The sequence below is a fragment of the Sutterella wadsworthensis genome, assembly GCF_003315195.1.
Classification (GTDB): domain Bacteria; phylum Pseudomonadota; class Gammaproteobacteria; order Burkholderiales; family Burkholderiaceae_F; genus Sutterella; species Sutterella wadsworthensis.
This window is the reverse complement of the sequence record NZ_QNRV01000016.1, coordinates 41,274-61,159: the sequence shown is the minus strand read 5'-3', so window position 1 is coordinate 61,159 and position 19,886 is coordinate 41,274. Positions and strand designations below refer to the sequence as shown.

General features: G+C 55.2%; 17 protein-coding genes. 7 read left to right on the top strand and 10 right to left on the bottom strand.

From position 1 onward, the window contains the following. Positions 1-524 precede the first annotated feature (524 nt). The 4 genes from dba to DES29_RS07605 all read left to right on the top strand — a co-directional run bounded on the left by dba (position 525) and on the right by DES29_RS07605 (position 4,659). The gene (dba, locus tag DES29_RS07620; RefSeq protein WP_016474002.1) at positions 525-692 is read left to right on the top strand and encodes a disulfide bond formation protein Dba; all 168 of its coding nucleotides are present in this window, start codon (positions 525-527) and stop codon (positions 690-692) included. Between the two features lie 17 nt (positions 693-709). Continuing rightward, entirely contained in the window at positions 710-2,245 is a 1,536-nt protein-coding gene (gene dsbI / locus DES29_RS07615) for a disulfide bond formation protein DsbI (RefSeq protein ID WP_016474003.1), read from the top strand. 210 nt (positions 2,246-2,455) lie between these two features. After that, on the top strand, positions 2,456-3,823 hold the full coding sequence (locus tag DES29_RS07610) for a YihY family inner membrane protein (protein WP_016474004.1): 1,368 nt from the start codon (positions 2,456-2,458) through the stop codon (positions 3,821-3,823). A gap of 92 nt (positions 3,824-3,915) precedes the next feature. Further along, positions 3,916-4,659, top strand: a complete 744-nt coding sequence (locus DES29_RS07605) for a tetratricopeptide repeat protein (RefSeq protein WP_021995709.1) — start codon at positions 3,916-3,918, stop codon at positions 4,657-4,659. A 72-nt stretch (positions 4,660-4,731) separates the two neighbouring features. On the opposite strand, the gene DES29_RS07600 is transcribed toward DES29_RS07605, so the two are convergent. The 6 genes from DES29_RS07600 to DES29_RS07575 all read right to left on the bottom strand — a co-directional run bounded on the left by DES29_RS07600 (position 4,732) and on the right by DES29_RS07575 (position 9,704). Then, on the bottom strand, positions 4,732-5,430 hold the full coding sequence (locus DES29_RS07600; RefSeq protein ID WP_021995710.1) for a molybdate ABC transporter permease subunit: 699 nt from the start codon (positions 5,428-5,430) through the stop codon (positions 4,732-4,734). 45 nt (positions 5,431-5,475) lie between these two features. Beyond that, positions 5,476-6,216: a molybdate ABC transporter substrate-binding protein gene (gene modA / locus DES29_RS07595; RefSeq protein WP_021995711.1), complete on the bottom strand. Its 741-nt coding sequence runs from the start codon at positions 6,214-6,216 to the stop codon at positions 5,476-5,478. Between the two features lie 15 nt (positions 6,217-6,231). Next, positions 6,232-6,897 (bottom strand): ATP-binding cassette domain-containing protein, encoded by a 666-nt coding sequence (locus DES29_RS07590; RefSeq protein ID WP_021995712.1) that lies wholly within the window; start codon positions 6,895-6,897, stop codon positions 6,232-6,234. 278 nt (positions 6,898-7,175) lie between these two features. Continuing rightward, a complete protein-coding gene (locus tag DES29_RS07585) occupies positions 7,176-8,030 on the bottom strand; it encodes an aldo/keto reductase (RefSeq protein ID WP_021995713.1) in 855 nt (284 codons plus the stop codon). A gap of 182 nt (positions 8,031-8,212) precedes the next feature. After that, entirely contained in the window at positions 8,213-8,995 is a 783-nt protein-coding gene (locus DES29_RS07580) for a peptidylprolyl isomerase (protein ID WP_005430789.1), read from the bottom strand. Between the two features lie 103 nt (positions 8,996-9,098). Further along, positions 9,099-9,704: a septation protein A gene (locus DES29_RS07575; RefSeq protein WP_016474009.1), complete on the bottom strand. Its 606-nt coding sequence runs from the start codon at positions 9,702-9,704 to the stop codon at positions 9,099-9,101. Positions 9,705-10,122: 418 nt separating this feature from the next. On the opposite strand from DES29_RS07575, the gene DES29_RS07570 reads away from it, so the two are divergent. Together DES29_RS07570 and DES29_RS07565 are read left to right on the top strand one after the other, a co-directional pair. Further along, positions 10,123-12,879 (top strand): M16 family metallopeptidase, encoded by a 2,757-nt coding sequence (locus tag DES29_RS07570; RefSeq protein WP_113854684.1) that lies wholly within the window; start codon positions 10,123-10,125, stop codon positions 12,877-12,879. 75 nt (positions 12,880-12,954) lie between these two features. Next, a complete protein-coding gene (locus DES29_RS07565) occupies positions 12,955-13,377 on the top strand; it encodes a GNAT family N-acetyltransferase (RefSeq protein ID WP_005430792.1) in 423 nt (140 codons plus the stop codon). A 172-nt stretch (positions 13,378-13,549) separates the two neighbouring features. Here DES29_RS07565 and serB read toward each other — a convergent pair whose 3' ends face one another. Beyond that, a complete protein-coding gene (gene serB / locus DES29_RS07560; protein WP_016474010.1) occupies positions 13,550-14,431 on the bottom strand; it encodes a phosphoserine phosphatase SerB in 882 nt (293 codons plus the stop codon). 320 nt (positions 14,432-14,751) lie between these two features. Then, positions 14,752-16,176 (bottom strand): flavocytochrome c, encoded by a 1,425-nt coding sequence (locus DES29_RS07555; RefSeq protein WP_113854683.1) that lies wholly within the window; start codon positions 16,174-16,176, stop codon positions 14,752-14,754. A gap of 517 nt (positions 16,177-16,693) precedes the next feature. Between DES29_RS07555 and DES29_RS07550 the strand changes: the two genes are divergently transcribed. Further along, complete coding sequence (locus DES29_RS07550; protein WP_005430796.1) at positions 16,694-17,530, top strand: DNA processing protein DprA; 837 nt, start codon at positions 16,694-16,696, stop codon at positions 17,528-17,530. 143 nt (positions 17,531-17,673) lie between these two features. Here the strand turns inward: DES29_RS07550 and DES29_RS07545 are convergent, their stop codons facing one another. Together DES29_RS07545 and DES29_RS07540 are read right to left on the bottom strand one after the other, a co-directional pair. Beyond that, on the bottom strand, positions 17,674-18,018 hold the full coding sequence (locus DES29_RS07545; protein WP_005430797.1) for a cytochrome c3 family protein: 345 nt from the start codon (positions 18,016-18,018) through the stop codon (positions 17,674-17,676). 289 nt (positions 18,019-18,307) lie between these two features. Continuing rightward, positions 18,308-19,858, bottom strand: coding sequence for an FAD-dependent oxidoreductase (locus DES29_RS07540; RefSeq protein WP_021995715.1), 1,551 nt, complete (start codon positions 19,856-19,858; stop codon positions 18,308-18,310). Positions 19,859-19,886: the final 28 nt, after the last annotated feature.

Genomic DNA, 19,886 nt, shown 5'->3' with positions numbered 1-19,886 from the left:
TTACAGTCTCTTGTCAAAGGCCTGACCACTGAATCCAAAACCTAACTTTAGAAACCGCCGGATGCCGAACGGCACGTCCGGTGGTGTGGGAGGGAGCGAGGTGCAAACCCGCTCTCTACCCGATCGGACGCCCCGTTTTTAAGCATTAGCGTATCGACGCCTTTTGGCACTCAAGGAGCAATCCACCCATGCTCAGGTTTTTTGTATCCCGACAGAGCAGCAAAAAACGCTTTCAGCAACGCCGCAAGTTTCAAATATACAGGCATACCAAAAAATATTTTTAACTGACCAGTAGTTCGGGTTTATGGAGAAGCGGATAACGGAACTTTTTACTGAATTCATTGTTTACCAAAATGTTTATAGATATATTTATCTAGATATCGACTTTTTATATCATTTTATATAAGCAAAAATACTGTTACTTATTGTAATCAACCCTTTCCAGCAGCAATAGCACTCCATCAGAATCCCAGCACTTCGTTCAACTTTATGAACGCTCTCAACAACTACCAAAGGGAAAGCAAATGGAATTCGTTGAGCTTGTAATACTGCTCATCGCCGTGCTGCTGATCTGGTTTAAGCCTGAGCATGAAAAATTAGCTTGGAGACTGACCATCGTCGGCTGGCTCATGGTTGTACTCATGTACGTCGGCCACGTGTCGACGAGCATTCTCGGCGTCCTCAACCTCTAACCTTCGGAGATCTGCAAATGGTTGATTATTCCAAGCCGATCACCGACGGCGATATCAAAAAAGCCAAAACCTGGTATGACATCGTCTGCTGGGGAGGCTTATTAATTGTTCTTCTCCCGGTCGGTATTGCCAACCTCATTCTTGGCTACCTGATGGGTGACAGCCCCTGCACGCTCTGCTGGGGACAACGTGAGCAAATGGCCTTCATCGGCGTCGTGGCACTTTTCATGGTGCGATATGGTTTCAAGCCAAAGTATCTGGCGACCATGCTTGTGATGGCTGCCGTCGGTCTTTGGTCATCCTTCCGCCATCTTGGCGTCCATGCCGCTCGTGATGTGGGACAGGGCTTTGGTCTTGAAATCATGGGACTTCACACTCAAATGTGGGCGGAAATCGTCTTCTGGTGTGTGGTGATGCTTTTCGGACTCGCACTTTTCCTTGCTCCGCGTTTTGATGCGCTCATCGCGGAACTCAAAGGCAAACGGTGGCGTCCGACGACTGGCTTTATGCAGATCGCCTTCGGCATTGTCTCCTTCATTCTTGCTTCGAACGCTTTTCAGGCGGCTTGGACGACCGGTCTTCCGCCAAACTGGGGGCAGGGAGATCCTTGGCGCTTTTCGTGGAATCCGAAGTACATTGTTTGGTCTTCGGACAGTTGGGAAGGCATGTTCTCGGGTTTTAATTTCCTCGGCAAACGAGATGTGAAAGAGCCTGACTTTGCTTATGCGCCCAACGCTGAACGCCTCGGAATTAAGTTTGAGCACAATGCCGCCAATGCGCCTGTCGCACTCAACGGCAGCCTCAAAATTGAAGAGACCCGCGCAGTGCCGGGCATTTCGGCCAAACTTAATACCATCGCCAAAATTCGAGGCGAGTACGTCATTGCTTCCAAATATGATTTTTGGTTCCTCAACGCCGACCTCTCACCCAAGTTCCATGCTGCTATGGATCCCTGGTTCTCGGCCAATGTGCTTGACTTGGTGGGTATTACAGCGTTGGACAAAGACGCTTATGTGCTGATGGGTTCCAACAAGTCGCTTCTGCGTGTTCGACAGAATCCGGAGGCCGATGATGTTCAGGGCTGGCCCAACTTCACTGCCGGGCGCAGCCACATTGAGGCTGTCGGCGGTCTTGGCCGAGCTCGAATCGATACGGAACGTGCGAAGTTCTCGTACATTCATTCGAGTGCTACCGATGGACGCTATGTCTTCATGGCTACCGTGCCTGACAACAAGAATAAGAAGCAGTTTGTCATCAGCAAGGCGCTGATGAAGGACTGGATGCTTTCAGGCGAGTTTGTCCCCACAGCCGAGATGCTTAAGAAGGATCGTTCTCTTGGCGAACTTTATGTGACCGGTATGGTCTATGAAGACGGCAAGCTCTATGCCGTGTCCAAAAACTGGAACGTACTCGTTGTCATCGATGTGGCCCAGGAAGCTGTGGTCGAAGCTTGGGGACTGCCTGAGGAATTAACGGATATTCGCGGCCTGGTGAAGGATGGCAGCACCTTCGAGGTGATTGATGCCAACCGAGTCGTGAAGCTGACGATGTAAGCGTTTCACGCTCCCCGGCAAGTCTCTGCGGCTAACCCGTTTAGGGTTGATGCAGAGGGGCCCGAACGACTCGAAGGAGCGGCTTTTTTGCGGTTCCTTCGGGTCGTTTTATTTTGGCGCGTGAATGTTTGCAGTGCAGTCGGAGACAATCAGACTGACGGTTAAAATGACCAAAATAGATGGAATGCTTTTTCTTTGAGCGAATGCTGTATGTCAATACCCGAAAATACACCGCTCCTTACGGCTCTTCGCCGCCGGCAGCTCTTGAATACGCTTCGAAACTTGGCCGGGTTCGCGGTGGCTCGTATGCGAGAGGCGCAGCTTCAGGAAGTAGCTTCGTCAATGACATTGACGACGCTACTTTCGCTTGTTCCGCTCTTGGCTGTCTCGCTTGCTGCTTTTGCAGCGTTCCCGAGTTTTTCTGAGACGCGGGCAGCGCTCGAGGAAGCGGTAATGTCAGTGCTGCCGCTCTCCTACAGCGAAGTGATCATGAAGTACTTGAAGGTCTTCAGTGACCATGCTTCCGGCCTTGGTGCTTTTGGTCTGGCTGGTTTGGCACTCACTGCGCTCCTGATGATTGATAAGTTCTTCGTGACGGTGAACCGCATCTTTCGCGTTCGCCGCATGCGTTCGTGGGCTCAGCGGGCGATGATTTACTGGGCACTTCTCACGCTTGGGCCCATTGCCATTGCGCTCTCAATCACGCTTTCAACGCAAGCCATCCGCATCGCCGCAGGGGCAGCAGGGACTGGGGGGCTGCCGGGCTGGCTTTTCGCACTTATTCAGATCATCCTGCAGACCATTGGCTATGCCATTCTCTTCAAACTGGTTCCCAACTGCCGTGTGCCGTTCACGCATGCGCTGACGGGCGGTGCTGCTGTCGCTTTGGCCGGGCAGGTATTCCGCGAGGCTTTCGAGTATTACATCACCGCAGGGACGCTCTCTTCTATCTACGGCGCCTTTGTGGCCTTTCCGGTATTTTTGCTCTGGTTTTATATTGCCTGGATGCTTGTTTTCGCTGGGGCTGCGATTACCGCGACGCTTCCGCAGCTCACTTCCGGACGATTCGCTGATTCATATAAGCTTGGAAACGATTTCCTCACAGGGCTTGCGTTGCTTCGCGAACTCACGAGCGCTCGAGCGTCGGGATCTCCCTGTGTGTCTGAGCTGGCGCTTTCTCGTGCAGTGGACAGCTATCCTCAGGGGATCGAGCGCATCCTTGTGAAACTCTCTGAAAAAGGCTACTGCGCCCCGGTGGTGCTCGACGAAAAGCGGCGGGAAACCGGTTGGGCGCTTTTGTGCGATCCGGAGAAAAAAACGCTGGCCGATGCCTTTGCCGTGCTGCTGATTGATCCCTGCAATGGTCTGGTTCAGCCGGCCCAGCCGAATGTCAATAAACCGGAGGGCCCGCTTTTTGCATGGTACCGCGAGTTCCTGCGTGATCCGATGATTGATCAGCCTGTTGCTGAACTCATCGAGCGTTTGCCTGTGACAGATGAAAAGATGCCGACTGTACCCCGCGGTCATGAGCCGGTGCTGCTTGCCGACGGAAGGTCTTCCGAGAGCAGATCCGCTTAAGGTTGACTTGCTAGATTGGCGTGCAGAAGAAAATGAGCGGCATATGGCCTGAATGGGCAAGCGTGCCGCCGATCGTATTAAGGAGCATCCTGATGACCCAGAATTTCGCCCGTGCTGCTTTGAGTGCCGCACTTTGTTCTTCGCTTTTAATGGTTTCTGCGCTGGCTGCTGCCGGCCCCATTGAAGACGGCGTCAAGCTTCTTGAAGCGCAGAGATACGCTGAGGCGACGAAGCTTTTCCAAAAGGAAGCAGCAAAGGACAACCCCAGGGCAATGTACTACTTGGGTGACATGCTCAATCAGGGACTTGGTACGCACCGTCAGCCGCTCAGCGCTACCGCCTGGTGGGAAAAAGGCGCCTATCTCGGTGATGTTGACTGCCAGCTTGCGCTTGCCTCGGCCTATCGTGCCGGTCTCGGCGTCAAACTCGATCCGCGTCAGGCGCTGATTTGGGACCGTGTGGCCGCCAAGCACGGCAGTTCGGAAGCCATGCGCAACATTGGAGATTATTTTGCTCAGGGCAACGGCCAGGAAGTTGACTTCAAGGAAGCGGCTAAATGGTACTGGCGCGGAGCCAACGGAGGCTTCCCCGGTGCTCAGCGTGCATTGGCTCAGCTTCTGATGACGGGGGACGGCGTGGATAAGGATCCGGCAGCGGCGTATGTACTGATGCGCGCTGCTTCACAGGCTCAAAAAAACTATGCTCCAGACCGCAATGCAGCGGCAGATGCCCGCGTGTTGCGCCACGAACTGTCCGCCGATCAGCTGGCCAAAGCGGAGAAGCTGACGAAGGAATCCGTGCTGGAGTCGCTTAAGGCTTTGGGGGCCGGTGACTAAAATCAGACGTTTCATTTCAGCATCCGCGAAACAAAGCTTTCGCGGACGCTGCTGAAAGGCCCTAGGACCGCTTTAAAGTGCGCCGGCGCGGCGCTGCAGACGGTCGAGCACGATAAAAATGAAAAGCGTGAAGGCTGAAAGCAGCAGGCAGAGCGTGGTCGCAACATCAAAGTCTGCCCGTGAAACCGCATTCCAAATCTCAAGCGAGAGTGTATTGGTGCGGTCGGAAATGTTCCCGCCCACCATCATCGTGATGCCAACTTCGCCGCTTGCGCGAGAAATGCCGAGCAGCAACCCGGAGAGAATCTGGCCGCGTACAAGCGGCAGAGTAACTTTGCGGTAGACGGTGAGCGGCGGTGCGCCGTGCACGCGCGCAGCAAATTCAAGCGCTTTGAGCTGTTCGCTTGCAAGCGCTCCCTGAATCGGGCGAATGACGAGCGGCAGTCCCGCGATGAAGGCAGCCAGATAGACCGCCCAAGGCGTGAAGACGATTGAAATGCCGACCGCATCGAGCATGCCGCCCAACGGGCCGCTCCGTCCGATGAGTAGCAGCAGAAGGTAGCCTAATGCAACAGGCGGAAAGACAAGCGGCAAGGTAACGAAAAAGCTCAGTGCCCGCACGCCAACGCCTTCTCGCCGGGCGAAGAGCCAAGCGAGCGGGGGTGCAAGCACGAGAAATCCGGCTCCCGCCACCAGGCAGGTTTTTGCCGTGAGCATGACGGCAAAAATAAGTTCCGGCGACTTCAGTGCCGAGAGCCAGCTTTCTGTCACGATTTCGGTCTCCCTCTCAAGGAGGCATTAAGCCTAACGAAGGGATTAACGAGAAACACCAAACTTCTCGAGCACCGCGTCGGCTTTGGGGCTCCCCAGCCAGGTTAAAAACGCTTTGACGTCATCGGCTTCGCCCGCTGCGCCTTTTACTGGCTGAGCAGTCATGCGAATAGGTTCGTAACCTTCTTTCACAGCGACAAAGCCGCCGATCTTGTCTTTGCCTTGACGAGCTGCGAGGAGATTGACAAAGCCCGCATCCATCTCTGCGCGGGAGACATAGGACATCACCTGAGGCACCATTGAAACCACATTGAGCTTCCCAGCGATTTTTTCTGCAAGTCCGGAACCATCGAGGTATTCCTTGGCTGCGCGTCCGTAGACTGCGGCCTTCGGGTCGGGCATCGCCACGCGTTTGACGGCATCGCTGGTCAGATCTTCGGGCGATGCGAGCGTCAGGCCTTTGCGCCAAATGAGGATCAGCGGCGTATCGCCCAAACGGACCCCGGCATCAGCATTCAGTGCTTTTGTGAATTTTTTGAGACTCGTAGCATCCGAAACAACGACTGTAACCGGACTGCCGCTTTCAACCTGAGCGAGCATCTGACCGATGTTGCCGCCGAAAGCCTTTTCAACTTTTGCGCCGGTGTCTTTTTCATATTGGGCGGTCAGTGCCTCAACCATTTTGATATAGCCGCCGCCTGTCGTGACGGTGACCTGGGCTTGTGCTGCGCCGGCAAGGGTCAGGGCGGCAGCGGCAGTGATCAATGTAGATGTGAACAGCTTCATTGTCTGTAAACTCCTCTAATTATGGGAAGCGGCCGTGCGGAGATCCATTTCTCGCAAACGGCCAGATTGAAGAAGAAATGCGCGTCGGGCGAGCCGCCGCATCTCCTCTTCAGAATGGGTGATATAAAGAATCGGAACATCGAGCGTTTGTGCGGCACGTTCGATGAAGCCCATCAGCAGACTGCGGCGCTCAGGATCAAGGCTCGAAAGCGGCTCATCGAGTATGAGAAGCGATTCAGTTCCCATCAGTGCGCGAGCCAGTGCAACGCGCTGTCCTTCACCGCCGGAAAGGCTGCCAGGATGACGATGGAGAAGCCGTTCAAGGCCAAGGATCTCCACCACTTCTGCGAAATCAACTCGCGGTCTGCGCCTGCCGGCCGTCTGAGGAAAACGAATATTTTCTTCGACAGAGAGGTGCGGCAGAAGACGGGCCGTTTGAAAAACGAATCCGATGCCGCGGGCTTCCGGCGCAAGGTTGATGCTGCGCGCAGTGCTGAAGACTGAGCGCCCCTCTAATTCAATCTCTCCTTCGTCGGGTTTGAGCGCCCCGGAGAGCAGATTGGCAATAGTCGTTTTGCCCGAGCCGGATTCGCCGCGCAGCACTGTAATGCCTTTCGCAACAGAAAGGTCAATGGAAAGGCTGAGCTCTCCTAAACGCTTGCGAATTTGGGCCTTGAGCATGAAGCGTCTTTTCGCCTGAATCAGTGAAGGAAGTCGTTATTCCTAAAAAGGTTAACGCTCTGGTTCGCGTAATCTAGCGCAGACAGTTCCTTTGAACAAGACGGTCGAAAGAATAAGTTGCAGACCTATCGCTGCGGATTAAAGCTTAAAAGCAAGTCATGCCGGTGCATCAGGCATCGGCATGACTTGTCGCTGGCTGGCTTGGCCAAGGTGTTGGCGTATGCGGCTTTCTTATTTAAGAGCGTTTGGCTCGCAAGCCATCCTTTTTTGAAGATCCATCAGAATGTGACTTTGTCCGGATCTTGCCCGGAAAAGCCGAATTCCGGGAATGCCTGGATTTCGGCAATGACGTCCGCGGGCAGAGCAAAGCTGAAAACGTTGAGATTTGCGCGAATGCGTTCGGGAGTAACGGACTTGGGCAACGGTAAGGTACCGGTTTCAAGGCAGAAGCGAAGTGCAAGCTGCGCGGTGGTGATGCCGAGGCGTTCGGCCAAGGCAACCAGCCGAGGATCCGTAAGCACGCGTCCGCAGCCGAGCGGACTCCAGGCTTCGACCAGAATTTCGTGAGCACGGCAGTAATCGACGATTTCGCGCTGCAGGTAGCCCGGGTGATATTCAATTTGATTCACCATGGGCTGCACTTCAGTCTGCATCAGCGGCTCAAGGTGCGCCGGGCGGAAATTGGAGACGCCGATAGCACGGATGCGTCCAGCCTTATAGAGCTCAGTGAGAGCACGCCAGGTTTCAAGGTTGAGTTCCGTCCAGTTTGCAAAGCGCGAAGGCGAAGCCGGCCAATGGATGAGGTAGAGGTCAAGGTAGTCGAGCTGCAGATCAGAAAGCGTTTTTTCGAAAGCTTCGAGCGTTGTCTGGTAACCGCGGCAAGTATTCCAGACCTTGCTGGTTACGAAAATGTCTTCACGCTTGATGCCGGAATCCTTGATCCCGCGGCCGACGCTGCGCTCGTTGTGGTAGATCGCGGCGGTGTCAATATGACGGTAGCCGGCTTCAATGGCTTCACGCACGGCATTTTCTGCAGTGGGACCGTCGGCAGACTGCCAGGTGCCAAAGCCGATGCATGGAATTTTGACGCCGTTTTTCAGAGTGAAGGCGTCGGTCGCATGTTGAAAGTGCATTTCTATGATCCTTGAAAAAGGAATGCATCCGTTCAAGATGAAAGAAGCGGATAGATGTTTGCCATTGTGCACGTCTCGCAGGCTGTGCGCTAATGAAAACGCCTGTCGACGAAAGAATATCGACAGGCGTTTTGTGAGACGGCTGAAGTCCTTTAAGTGTGGAACTTCACGGGCCGAACGGCTTACTTGACGACAGCGCGCTTAATCAGTTCCTGAAAGTGCTGCTGAACCTTCTGGTTGGCAAGTGCGTTGTGAATCACGGCCTTCTGGCTGTCAAAGGACGGATAAAGTTCAGCCTTGCGCTTGGCTTCAAGCTTGACGACATGGAAGCCGAACTGGGTGCGAACCGGAGCCTGTGCGACTTCGCCCGGCTTCAGTGCAGAGAACGCAGCGCCGAAGGCCGGCACAAAGGAACGCGGAACAACCCAGCCCAGGAGGCCGCCCTGAGCCTTGTTGGCTGTATCCTCGGAGAATTCCTGAGCGAGTTTGCCAAAATCAGCGCCCTTGGCGAGACGGGAAATCAGGTTCTTGGCCTGATCTTCGGTCTTCACGAGAATATGGCGGACCTGATATTCCGTGTCGCCATAGGAGGCCTTATCGGCTTCGTAAGCTTTCTGAAGATCAGCATCGCTTACCGGGTTCTTCTTGGCCCAATCCTGAGCAAGGCCCTGAATGAGGATCTGATTGCGGGCGTTGTCGATCGCGCGCTGCACGTCGGCATTCTGCTGAATCTTGGCCTTCTTGGCTTCCTGCAGCAGTGCAGTCTGCTGAATCAGCAGGTTTTTCACCTGGCTTTCAAGCTCCGGGCCAGCAGGCTGACCCTGTGCGACAGCGCGGTCGTAGACCGCCTTTTGTTCAGCGACGGACACCGTTTCCCCGTTGACCTTAAAGGCCTTCAGTTCTGCGTTGGCGGCGCCGGCCGCAATCAAAAGGGCTGCGCCGAGCGCAATAGCTTTTTTATCCATGATTTTTGTGTCTCTTTAAGAGTGCACGGCCGCAAGAGCGCGAAGCCCTTCCAACCGTGTACATGCCGCGGTATACGCGCGATTGTGCGAAATGGAATTGCGATTAATTCTGCCGACCGGGTGCTTGTTTTGTCATCCACACGGCAGCGGCAATTGTAAATATCAATGTCAAGCTGATCAGGCCGAAAAGCTTAAAGTTTACCCATACATCGGTCGAGCAGAGGTACGCCACCACGAGGTTCAGGATACCCACGACGATGAAGAAGACAATCCACATCCACTGAAGCTTCATCCAGGCGGCATCGGGCATTTCGACGGCGTCTTTCATCAGCATGCGGATAAAGCTGCGTCCGGAGTAGGCCCCGTATCCGAGCACCGCAGCGAAGATCCAGTAGAGGATCGTCGGTTTCCATTTGATGAACATTTCATTTTTAAGCCACAGCGTAAGGCCGCCGAAAACCACGATGACAGCGAGGCTGATCCAGAGCATAGGCTCGACTTTGGCGCCTTTGAGCTTGAGCCAGCCCACCTGCAGAATCGTTGCGAGAATAGCCGTTACGGTCGCAATGAAAACTGGCGCAGTCGTTGCTGTCACGCCGTCGCCCATAAAGCTCGAAGCGAGCGAGAGCGCTCCGTCGGGGAAGTATTCCGCGCCTTTGAAGGCGGCGAAAAAGAGGATGACAGGGAAAATGTCGAAGAGGAATTTCATAATTCTTGTGACGAGATTTCAGGTCTTCAGAGCGAGAAAGCTCAGAAGACTGAACGATTGAATTTCGTGCGGGTGAGAAGGATAACGGAGTCTCTGGGAATACGTGTTCTCAAGCATAGATTTGAAGATTTCAATTTGATGCAGCATGAGTCATCTATTGGATTCTTCCCGTTGCCGCAGAGGACGGATAGACGGCGAATTTTCTTCTCTGGCGGTAACATCTCGGAACGCATTGACGGGTCTTATTTGCAGACCCGCTGATAAGGTACCTGCATTCCGGTCTTGCGATCGGTTTGGGTTTCAGATGCCGGCGCCCGAGGTTCAATTCTTGGTTGATGCCGGCAGCTGCCAAGCGGCGGGTGATGCACGTGCTTGAAGCTAAGCTGGTGTATCCCGCTCTTCAGTGAGGAAACGCTCAATGCATTGGATCAATAACGTCTTGTTTGCTGCTGCAGTTGCGGCGGCTGCGGTCGGCGGAGGCTCCGCTATGGCCGGCGAGGAGAATAAAAATATGAACGAACTGCCGACGCCCTATGTGACGGTGGAGGGCATCACGGAGTACCGTTTGGCCAATGGCCTCAAGGTTGTGCTTTATCCGGATGCCAGCAAACCGACGGCTACGGTCAACATGACCTACCTTGTGGGATCTCGCCAGGAAAACTACGGTGAGACGGGTATGGCGCATCTGCTTGAGCACCTGATGTTCAAGGGTTCGAAGAATTATCCCCATCCAACGGCGGAATTCACTCGCCGGGGTTTTCGCATGAACGGTTCGACTTGGCTTGACCGTACGAACTATTTCGTGAGTTTCAATGCGACCGATGACAACATGAAGTGGGCGATCGGCTGGCAGGCCGATGCTATGGTCAATTCCTTTATTGCGCAGAAGGATCTCGACACCGAAATGACGGTGGTGCGCAACGAGTATGAAATGGGAGAGAACAAGCCCATTTCAGTGATGATGAAGCGCATGCAGAGCGTGATGTTCGATTGGCAGAGCTACGGCCGTTCGACGATCGGTGCTCGAAGCGATATTGAGAATGTCGAAATTAAAAATCTGCAGGCTTTCTATCATCTCTACTATCAGCCCGACAATGCGGTGCTGACCATTTCGGGCAAGTTCGATCGCGATCAGGTTCTGGCCTGGGTGAATGAAGCCTTCGGCGTCATTCCTAAGCCCACTCGCGTGCTGCCTAAAGAATGGACCGTAGAACCTACAGCGGACGGAGAGCGCGAGTTCTTCATTCGCCGCAAGGGCGAGCAGCAGCTCGTCGCAGTGGGCTACCGCATTCCGTCGGCTTTGGCTGACGATTATGAAGCCACAGCGATGGCGGCGGACATTCTTGCGGATGCTCCGACCGGTCGTCTTTATAAGGCACTGGTGGATACCGGAATGGCTTCTCAGGTCTTCGGCTGGCCGGTTGCCGCCGCTAAGCCCGGCTTTGTGATGTTCGGCGCCATGGTAAAGAAGGGCGACCCGATCGAACCCGTCAAGAAAAAGCTCATCGAGGAAATTGAGAATGCCTTTGCCCGTTCCGGCGTGACAGAGGAGGAGCTTAACCGTCAGAAAGCCGATCAGGAGATGATGTTTGAGCGCACGCTCTCAGACCCCGAGGAATTCGGCGTTGAACTCTCCGACTACATCGCACTCGGTGACTGGCGCCTTTTCTTTGTGGATCGCGAGCAGGTGAAGAACGTCACCCCTGCGCAGATCGATGCCGCCGCCGCGAAGTACTTTGTTCGCGACAACCGTGTCGTCGGGCTCTTTGTGCCGGATGATCATCCAAAGCGCGCTGAAATTGCCCAGGCGCCTTCGGCTGAAGAACTGATTTCACGCTTTACCTTTAAGGAAACGGGTGCTGAGGTTGAAGCGTTTGATTCTTCTCAGGACAACATCGACAAGCGCACGCAGATTATCGAGGTGGGCGGCGTTAAGACGGCGCTGCTTCCCAAACAGACGCGCGGCAACACGGTGGTTGTCAAGATGCGCTTCAATGTGGGCAACAATAAGGAGCTTGCCCGCAGCGCCATCCCGATGCTGTCGGGGGCGATGCTCATGCGCGGTACGAAGACGATGACCCGTGATCAGATTGAAGATGCATTCACGGCCAATAAGATGGACGGATCCCCCTTCAGTTTCACTACGGATCGCGAGCATCTCGCTGCAGCGCTCAAGCTCGTCGGTGAGCTCTTTACGCAGTCGAGCTATCCGGAAAAGGAATTTGAAACACTCAAGAGCCAGACGATTGCTGGTCTCAAGGCCCGCTCAGATGAACCGGCAACGCTTGGCCGCGATGCCATTACGAAGCACTTCAATACCTATCCTCAGGGAGACGCCCGTTATTCGGAAACATCCGCGGAACTGATCGCTGACCTCGAAAAGGTGACGCTCGCCGACGTAAAGCGCTACTACAACGATGTCTTTGGTCTCGGCCTCGGTTACATCGCCGTGGTGGGCGACTTCGATGCGGCGGAAGTGACCGCCGAACTCAAAGCCGACGTGATTGACCAAAAGGCTGCCAAGATTCCGTTTGAGCGCATTGTTGCGGAATATCGGCCGGTGGAGCCAGCTCGTTTCGTGATTGATACGCCTGACAAAGAAAACGCGATGCTTTTTGCCCGCGTGGATTTGCCAGCCAATCTTTCCGATGCTGATATGCCGGCCTTGATCACGGCTGACTGGATCATCGGCGGTTCGGATGGATTGTCTAACCGCATCGTCAATCGTCTGCGGCAGAAGGAAGGTCTTTCTTACGGCTCGGGTTCAAACATCACGCTGCCGTCCTTTGGCAACCGTGCTAAGTGGTCCGTAGGCGCCATCGTTGCGCCGCAGAATCTCGCTCAAGCCGAAAAGAGCCTCAAGGATGAGCTCGCTCGTGCCTACCGTGACGGCATTACGGAAGCTGAGCTTACCGAAGCCAAGCGCGGCATCATCGGCTCGCGTGCGGTGAATCGCGCGCAGGACGGTATGGTGGCTTCCAATTGGGTGAACAATTTGGAAACGGGCCGTACGTGGCAGTTCTCCAAGGAAACCGAAGCCGCCATTGAGGCGCTGACCGTTGAAGACGTCAATAAGGCGCTTCGCCGCTTCTGTGATGTCTCCAAACTCACCTTTGCACTGGCGGGTGATCTTGCCAAAGCGAAAGCTGCGGGGAAAGATTTCACGCAGCCTTAAAATAGCAGCTTGAGTCAGTCAACAGGCCTTGTCAGTGTATGCTGGCAAGGCCTGAATCTTGTTAGGAAAGTCAATATGCAGATTCATATCGAAACCGGTGATTGGAAAACACTGCAGCATCCTTGCGAACGTATTCGGCTCATGGTGTTTGTTGCTGAGCAAGGCGTGCCGAAAGCCGAAGAGATTGATGATCTCGATCCTGTGAGTACTCACTTCGTTGCATGGGACGAACATCACATGACGCTCGGCTGTGCGCGTATGACGCCAGACGGCAAAATCGGACGTTTGGCTGTGCTTAAACCTTTTCGCGGGCGCGGTGTCGGCCGTGTGCTGATGGAAGCGGTGCTCAATTATGCGAAGAAGGAGGGGCTGCAGACGGTCCGGCTGAATGCGCAGACGCATGCCCGCACGTTCTACGAAGCGCTTGGCTTCAAGGCTGAGGGAGATGTTTTTGAGGAGTGCGGTATCCCGCACATCAAAATGAGTGCAGCGCTTTAAAGTGTTTGCTCGCCTCTGGCGAGCTCACAAGAAAGCCGCAGGAAGCCCATGAATGAATTCCAGAGGAGAAAAGCGGTGAGCACCGCCGGCACCCCGCGGAACTCCAATGAGTGCGGCAAAGCGGCGTCCTGACTGGTGGATCAAACCCTCGCCGCCTCTGCGATCGGACTCTTTAGATCAGCACCTGTGCGTCTGTCCAATACTCTGAATAACAAGCCGCGATGGCGTCTAGTCCCGCATGGTTAATGCGCAGCCGGGCGGCCTGTGCGGCTGCTTGCTTGGCATGATAGGCAAAGCCGTTGCCAGCAGCACGGATCATCTGCACATCATTTGCACCGTCTCCAACGGCAATCGTTTCGCAGAGTTCGGCTTTTGCGGCGCTCGACAAAACTTCTAGTGCGCGTCGTTTGCCATCTGCGTCCAGAATGCGTCCGCCTGCAGGTCCGACAACTTCCCCGGTGAGGCATCCGTCTTCGATAACAAGCTCGTTGCAGATGACGCCTGTCATACCTAATTTGGCAGCCGCAGGCCGAGCGATTTGAGAAAAGCCCCCGGAGATGATCCAGCGATCAACGCGGTGAGCCTGCATGAAGCGCATCAGTCGCTGAGCACCAGGCGAAAAACGGATGTTTTCTGAGGCTTGAAGTGCGATTCCGGCGTCGGCGCCTTTGAGAAGGCGCACGCGTTCAACGAGATTTTTGGAGAACGGCCAAAGACCTTCCATAGCCTCTCTCGTCAGGCGGGCCATCTCCGGTCCGCAGCCGGCAATAGCGGCCATGTCGTCAATGCATTCGTTCGCAATGAGTGTGCTGTCCATATCAAGCGCGATGAGTCGGACATTTTGGATAGAGAGCTCTGCGGGAAGCCGCAGACAGTCGACCGCTTTTCCCTGAGCCTGCGCTTCAAGCTGATCGGCTGCTGCGGCGTTAATAGCTTTTATCCGCAGTGCCGTCGTCTCTGGATGAAAAAGTACCGATTCAGGTTTGGCAGCTCGACACAGATCAAGAAAATCGGACAGCCGGAGTGCTGGACCGACCAGCAGCAGATCCTGCATGACGAAATTGTCCTTAGAACGATAAGAGACGATGGTGAAGTGCCCGACAGTCTATCTCAGCCATGATGTGATGCAGGAGAGCGGCGAGAGATAGAAAAAGACCGCCGATCTGATGCAGATCAGCGGTCTTTAAGAGTCTTTCGGGTTCAGTCTGAATAGCTGGCGCGGAGTTGCTGTCCTTAACGGAAGCGGTGCGTCCTCTGGGAATCAATGTTGTTCGAACCGTGCATTTCGGACTTCACCTTTCCCCTGTGAGGCACTTCGCTTCTGCCGAGACAGAACGAAGCGCTCCAGCACTTCAGACGAATGAGCCGGAAGGATTACTTCTTGGCCTGAGCAGCGTCAAGCTGCTTGGCGAAGATGTAGGCCTGTTCGCCGGCGATGCGGCCGAACGTGACGATGTCAGCCTGAGCATTGCCGCCGAGACGGTTGCCGCCGTGGACGCCGCCAGTGACTTCACCCGCAGCGAAGAGGCCCGGGATAACCTGGCTCTTCGTGTTGTAGACCTGGGTGAGCGGGTCGATCTTGATGCCGCCCATCGTGTGGTGAACAGCCGGGGTGACCAGAATGGCGTAGAACGGGCCCTTGTCGAGGTCGCGCGGCATATCGGCACGGCCGAAAGCGTCCTTATTGGCGGCCTTGCCGGCCTTCCACGCATCCATCGTGGCCTTCAGCGTGTCGGCAGGAACGCCCATCTTGCCGGCGACTTCATCGAGCGTAGCGCCATTGAGGCAGTACTTCTGCTTGATGTAGTTGTTCGTGGCCTTCAGGGACTTCTGCATATCGCTGTCGAAGAACAGGTAAGCAACGCCGTCCTTCTGCTTCAAGATGGCGGCGGAAACCTTGTCGCGGGTTTCGAGCTCGTTGAAGAAGCGCTTGCCTTCCTTGTTGATCAAGACAGCGCCGTTGCCGCGGACGGCTTCGGTGATCATTTCGCCGACGTTCGGAACAACGGTCGGGTGCGTCTGAATCTGATCCATCTGAATCAGCTGAGCGCCGATCTTTTCAGCCAGAAGCAGACCGTCGCCGGTGGCGCCCGGATGGTTCGTCGTAGCAAAGCCCTTCAGACGAGGTACATACTTGGCAACCATTTCGTTGTTGGCGCCGAAGCCGCCGGCCGCGTCAACCACAGCCTTGGAGTGAATGGTGTACGTGCCGTCCTTGCCCTTAACCTTCAGGCCGACCACACGGCCGCTCTTGTCGGTCAGGATCTGTTCGGCATGCGTGTTGGTACGCACGTCGATCTTGAGGTTCTTAGCAGCCGTGTAGAGCGTGCGGACAACTTCCGGGCCGACGAGCGCACCGCCGGTCGGACGATGCGTACGGGGCTGAGAGGCGCCGGCCATCAGACCAACGTCGCGGAGATCGCCGCCGTGAGCAAGCAGCCAGTAAACGGAAGAGGCCGATTTCGTGACGAGGGTGCGAACGAGCGCCGGGTCATTGAGCCAATGACCGCCCTTCATCGTGTCATAGAACATGATTTCGACGGAGTCTTTCGTGCCCTTGGCCTGCTGCAGAGCAGTGCCAACAGCATTCAGACCGCCCGCGGCACGGACCGTATTGCCGCCGACCATGGCCATCTTTTCCACTACGACGACGTTGGCGCCGAGTTCGTGAGCCTGAACGGCGGCGGACAAGCCTGCACCACCCGCACCGATCACGGCAACGTCAACGGTGATGTCTTCAGCGGCGCCGGCCGTGCCGAAGCAGGCCATCACAGCGGCAGCAACGAGAATCTTCTTCATGTTGGATATTTCCTTTTTTTGTGTTTGCTGGGCGTTTGCTCGCCATTCCGAGGACGCCCATAGACTCAAACCCGGGTGAGGACACCCGTGATTCAAGCGGTGATCTTAACCCAGGCCCAATAATCTAAGATAGTCTTTTCGTTTAGGCGTACCTCATTAAGGGCAAAAATAAGGTCAACTTTACAAACAAGAACTGACGCCTCAAAACCGTGATATTCCGGTTAACGAGTTGTGTGCACTACAAAATCCATGCATCCTTTCTATAAGCCTAATGGATTCGTTTATGTCTATGCAGCATCGTGTACGGTGTTAGTTCCTACTCCATTAGAGTGAGCGACGGCATGTCTTTTCTTGTGATTTTTTGCGAATAATGAATAAGAGGATGGATCCATCCATCTTCTGTGTGTAACAGTCTCACTCCATTGTGAGTGCTGGCGCGACATGTGAAAATATGCATCCGGCTTGACCGCCGAGCTGATTAACACGGATTGTCCAGAATTAAAAGAGGCTGATCACCATGTCGAAACTTTCTCCAGAAACCTTCAAGGCCCTCTTGGCGCTTGAGTCAGCTTTCGGTCAAGTGGAAAGTGTTTCGGAACTGAAGGCGGAGCTGTCGGCGACATTTCCTGACGGCGCTCGTGCGCTGCGCTTTGGCAGTGAAGATTATCCTTCGGTGCTTGAAGATCTGGCTGATCCTCCAAAAGTACTCTGCGCCCGCGGTGATCTTTCGCTTGCAGAGCGGCAGCTTCGAGTGTCAATTGTGGGTTCGCGTGATGCATCTTCTGATCGATGCGAAGCTGCCGAACTCGTCGCAGCTGATTTGGCGGCCCGCGGAGCCGTTATCGTTTCTGGGTTAGCCCGAGGCATTGATGCCGCGGCTCATCGCGGGGCTCTTTCCGCTTGGACGCCCGAGAAACGAGCCGGCAGAACAATTGCCGTTCTAGGGACGCCGCTGTCTTTTCCCTGGCCGCCGGAAAATGCGCGTTTAGCCGATGAAATTGCCGAGTCTGGTCTGATTCTTTCGGAATGTCCGCAGGCAGAAGGCCGGCGCTTTGATCCTGAAGCTCGTGCGCGTTCACTGAAGCGCAGAAATCGTTTGGTGGCGGCTTTAGGCACTGGAACGCTGGTTATGGCTGCTCGTCCGGGGTCAAGCACGCTGATTGAAGTTCAGGCTGCGCTTGCCATCGGACGCCCCGTCATTCTTTGGCAGGCTTGTACCCAAGAATCTTGGGCGGAGGATTTGCTGAAGAATGCGCCAAAGGATGCTGAGGGGCGATCCTTAGTCGCGGCAGCAGGCAGTGCTCGAGAGGTGGAGGCACTGCTTTCGCCTTGGGCAAGAGTGTGGTGGCTGTGATGTCACGCACATCAAGCGAACGCTAGAGGAAAGCGAAAAAAAGCCGTTCGAACATTCGATGTTCAAACGGCATGAAGAGAAGGAGAAGTTTTTGCTGCGGCCGGCGGCTCCGAGGCGCCGCTCAGTGAAGACTCAAGCCTCAATTAAGGCACTTTGAAATTGAATTCGTGGCACTGATTGCAGTAGTTTTCGCTTTCCTGATGCATCAAGTGGCAGTTCGTGCACTCGAGCGTTTTGCCGTAATGCGGAGAGACGTGAGGATTGACGGGCTTCACATTCTTCGTCTTTTCAACCAGCTGATCAACATTGTGGCAGCCCGTGCAGGTAGCCATTTCAGGCATCTGCGGGTTCTTCATGTCAGGACCGTGGCAGGTCTGGCACTGCAGGCCCTTGGCGATATGCTGTTCGGCGAGTTTCTCGCCGGCTGAAGCAGTGCCTGCAAAGGCCAGCGCAGCGGCCAAGCAGAGCGCGGTAAGCGTGCGGTTCATGGCGGGGTCTTCCAAAAGGGAGTTAAGAAGCAGAGGCGCTGCCTAATCTTGGGGGTCGGCGGTGCTTTGCTTTAAAGAAATAGGTTTCGCCGGAATGAAGTGCTAAGAAAAACCTTAACGATTGGAATGGGCGAAAGTCTGAGGTCTGGAGCGGGAAACGAATAGTTCAACACTGCTTTAGACGGTTAACTATTCTTTGTTTACCGAACGACCCGCCTGACAGGAAGCGCGCGGAGCGCTTGGTCTGGACAGGCGGGTTTTCTTTTAAGCCTGAATATTCAGGCAGGCATTACATCGCAGCGAAGTGTTCGCCGGCGATCATACCGAACGTGAGCGCATCGATCACGGCAACCGTGCCCAGACGCGAAGCGCCATGCACGCCGCCCGTGATTTCGCCGCCGGCGTAGAGGCCCTTGATCGGGGCATGGGTCGTGGCGGAGATCACCTGCGAATCCGGGTTGATCATGACGCCGCCCATCGTGTGATGGATCTTCGGAGCGACTTCAATGCCGTAGTACGGACCCTTGGCCAGGTTGAGGCCGTTCTGGAACTTCAGGATACGGTGGAATTCCGGGTCTTCCTGCTTGGCGACGAAGCCGTTGAAGCGTTCAACCTGTTCGAGGAACGGAGCCTTATTGATCTTGAAGTAGTCGGCAAGTTCTTCGAGCGTATTGAACTTCTTGACCGTGCCCATTTCGATCGGCAGCTTCACGAAGGAAGGATTAATAGCCTTGACGATCTCTTCGCTGGCAATGGCGATCGGATAATTTTCATCCTTGCCGATGACGTTGAAGAGCGCGTCGGACTTGATCTTGCGGCCAGCGTGTTCATCCATGAAGCGCTTGCCGGTCTTGCGGTCAACAACGATGCCGAAGTCCATGCAGGCGTGGTTGGTGAAGTTCACGGAAACGCCAAAGCCCTTTTCACGCGGGTTGGTGTAGGGGAGGAACTGCAGCCAGCAGAGCTGGACCGGAGCAGCACCGATGCCGAGAGACTTGACGAGCACACCGGCCGTGGCGCCGAGCTGGTTCGTGGAGTCCGTGGTCGGAACAACGCGCGGGTCCTGAATCTGACGGAACCAAATGTCGCGGGAGAAACCGCCGGCGGCAAGCATGACGCCGAGCTTGGCGCGGATAGTCTTGGTCTTGCCGGTCTTGTTTTCGAGGTCATCGCTTTGGAGCTTGGCGTTGAAGCGATAGCCTTCGCGGTAGGTGACGCCCACAACAGCATCGCCGTCCATGATGAAGTCGTCGAACTTGGCGCGGGTCTTCACCGTGACGTTGCTGAGCTTCTTGATCTGGTCGTACATCGGGTGGATGTAGCCAGAGCCGGTGCCGGCCTTAATTTCATAGGAACGCGGAACGGAGTGGCCGCCTTCGAAGAGCATGTGGTTGGGCACGAATTCGGCGCCGCAGTCCTCGACAAACTTGATCGTGTCGTTGCAGCGGTCAACGATCTTCGAGAGCAGTTCAACGTGGTTGAGGCCGAGACCGTCTTTCAGGCAGTCAGCGATGAAGAGTTCACGGCTGTCCTTGATGCCCTGAGCCTTCTGCACGGGGTTGACCGGGCAGGCAACGTTGCCGCCGCAGATGGCGGAGTTGCCGCCGACGACCGGCATTTTTTCGAGCATCAGAACCTTTTTGCCGGCGCGGCCAGCCTTGAGGGCGCAGGCCATACCGGCAAAGCCGGAGCCGATGATGACGACATCGTATTCTTCGTCATACTTCTCAACCTTGGCAGCGGGAATGCCTGCATTGGCGGCAGCGCTCGCCATAATGCCGGCGGCGGCAGCGGCGCCAGCCTTGAGGAGGTTGCGGCGGCAGAGATTCATTTCGGACATTCTTATCTTCCTTTGAAGAGTGATCCGT

Coding starts and splice junctions, on each gene's coding strand:
- dba (WP_016474002.1), top strand. CDS start 525: ATGGAATTCGTTGAGCTTGTAATACTGCTCATCGCCGTGCTGCTGATC.
- dsbI (WP_016474003.1), top strand. CDS start 710: ATGGTTGATTATTCCAAGCCGATCACCGACGGCGATATCAAAAAAGCC.
- DES29_RS07610 (WP_016474004.1), top strand. CDS start 2,456: ATGTCAATACCCGAAAATACACCGCTCCTTACGGCTCTTCGCCGCCGG.
- DES29_RS07605 (WP_021995709.1), top strand. CDS start 3,916: ATGACCCAGAATTTCGCCCGTGCTGCTTTGAGTGCCGCACTTTGTTCT.
- modA (WP_021995711.1), bottom strand. CDS start 6,216: ATGAAGCTGTTCACATCTACATTGATCACTGCCGCTGCCGCCCTGACC.
- DES29_RS07590 (WP_021995712.1), bottom strand. CDS start 6,897: ATGCTCAAGGCCCAAATTCGCAAGCGTTTAGGAGAGCTCAGCCTTTCC.
- DES29_RS07585 (WP_021995713.1), bottom strand. CDS start 8,030: ATGCACTTTCAACATGCGACCGACGCCTTCACTCTGAAAAACGGCGTC.
- DES29_RS07580 (WP_005430789.1), bottom strand. CDS start 8,995: ATGGATAAAAAAGCTATTGCGCTCGGCGCAGCCCTTTTGATTGCGGCC.
- DES29_RS07575 (WP_016474009.1), bottom strand. CDS start 9,704: ATGAAATTCCTCTTCGACATTTTCCCTGTCATCCTCTTTTTCGCCGCC.
- DES29_RS07570 (WP_113854684.1), top strand. CDS start 10,123: ATGCATTGGATCAATAACGTCTTGTTTGCTGCTGCAGTTGCGGCGGCT.
- DES29_RS07565 (WP_005430792.1), top strand. CDS start 12,955: ATGCAGATTCATATCGAAACCGGTGATTGGAAAACACTGCAGCATCCT.
- serB (WP_016474010.1), bottom strand. CDS start 14,431: ATGCAGGATCTGCTGCTGGTCGGTCCAGCACTCCGGCTGTCCGATTTT.
- DES29_RS07555 (WP_113854683.1), bottom strand. CDS start 16,176: ATGAAGAAGATTCTCGTTGCTGCCGCTGTGATGGCCTGCTTCGGCACG.
- DES29_RS07550 (WP_005430796.1), top strand. CDS start 16,694: ATGTCGAAACTTTCTCCAGAAACCTTCAAGGCCCTCTTGGCGCTTGAG.
- DES29_RS07545 (WP_005430797.1), bottom strand. CDS start 18,018: ATGAACCGCACGCTTACCGCGCTCTGCTTGGCCGCTGCGCTGGCCTTT.
- DES29_RS07540 (WP_021995715.1), bottom strand. CDS start 19,858: ATGTCCGAAATGAATCTCTGCCGCCGCAACCTCCTCAAGGCTGGCGCC.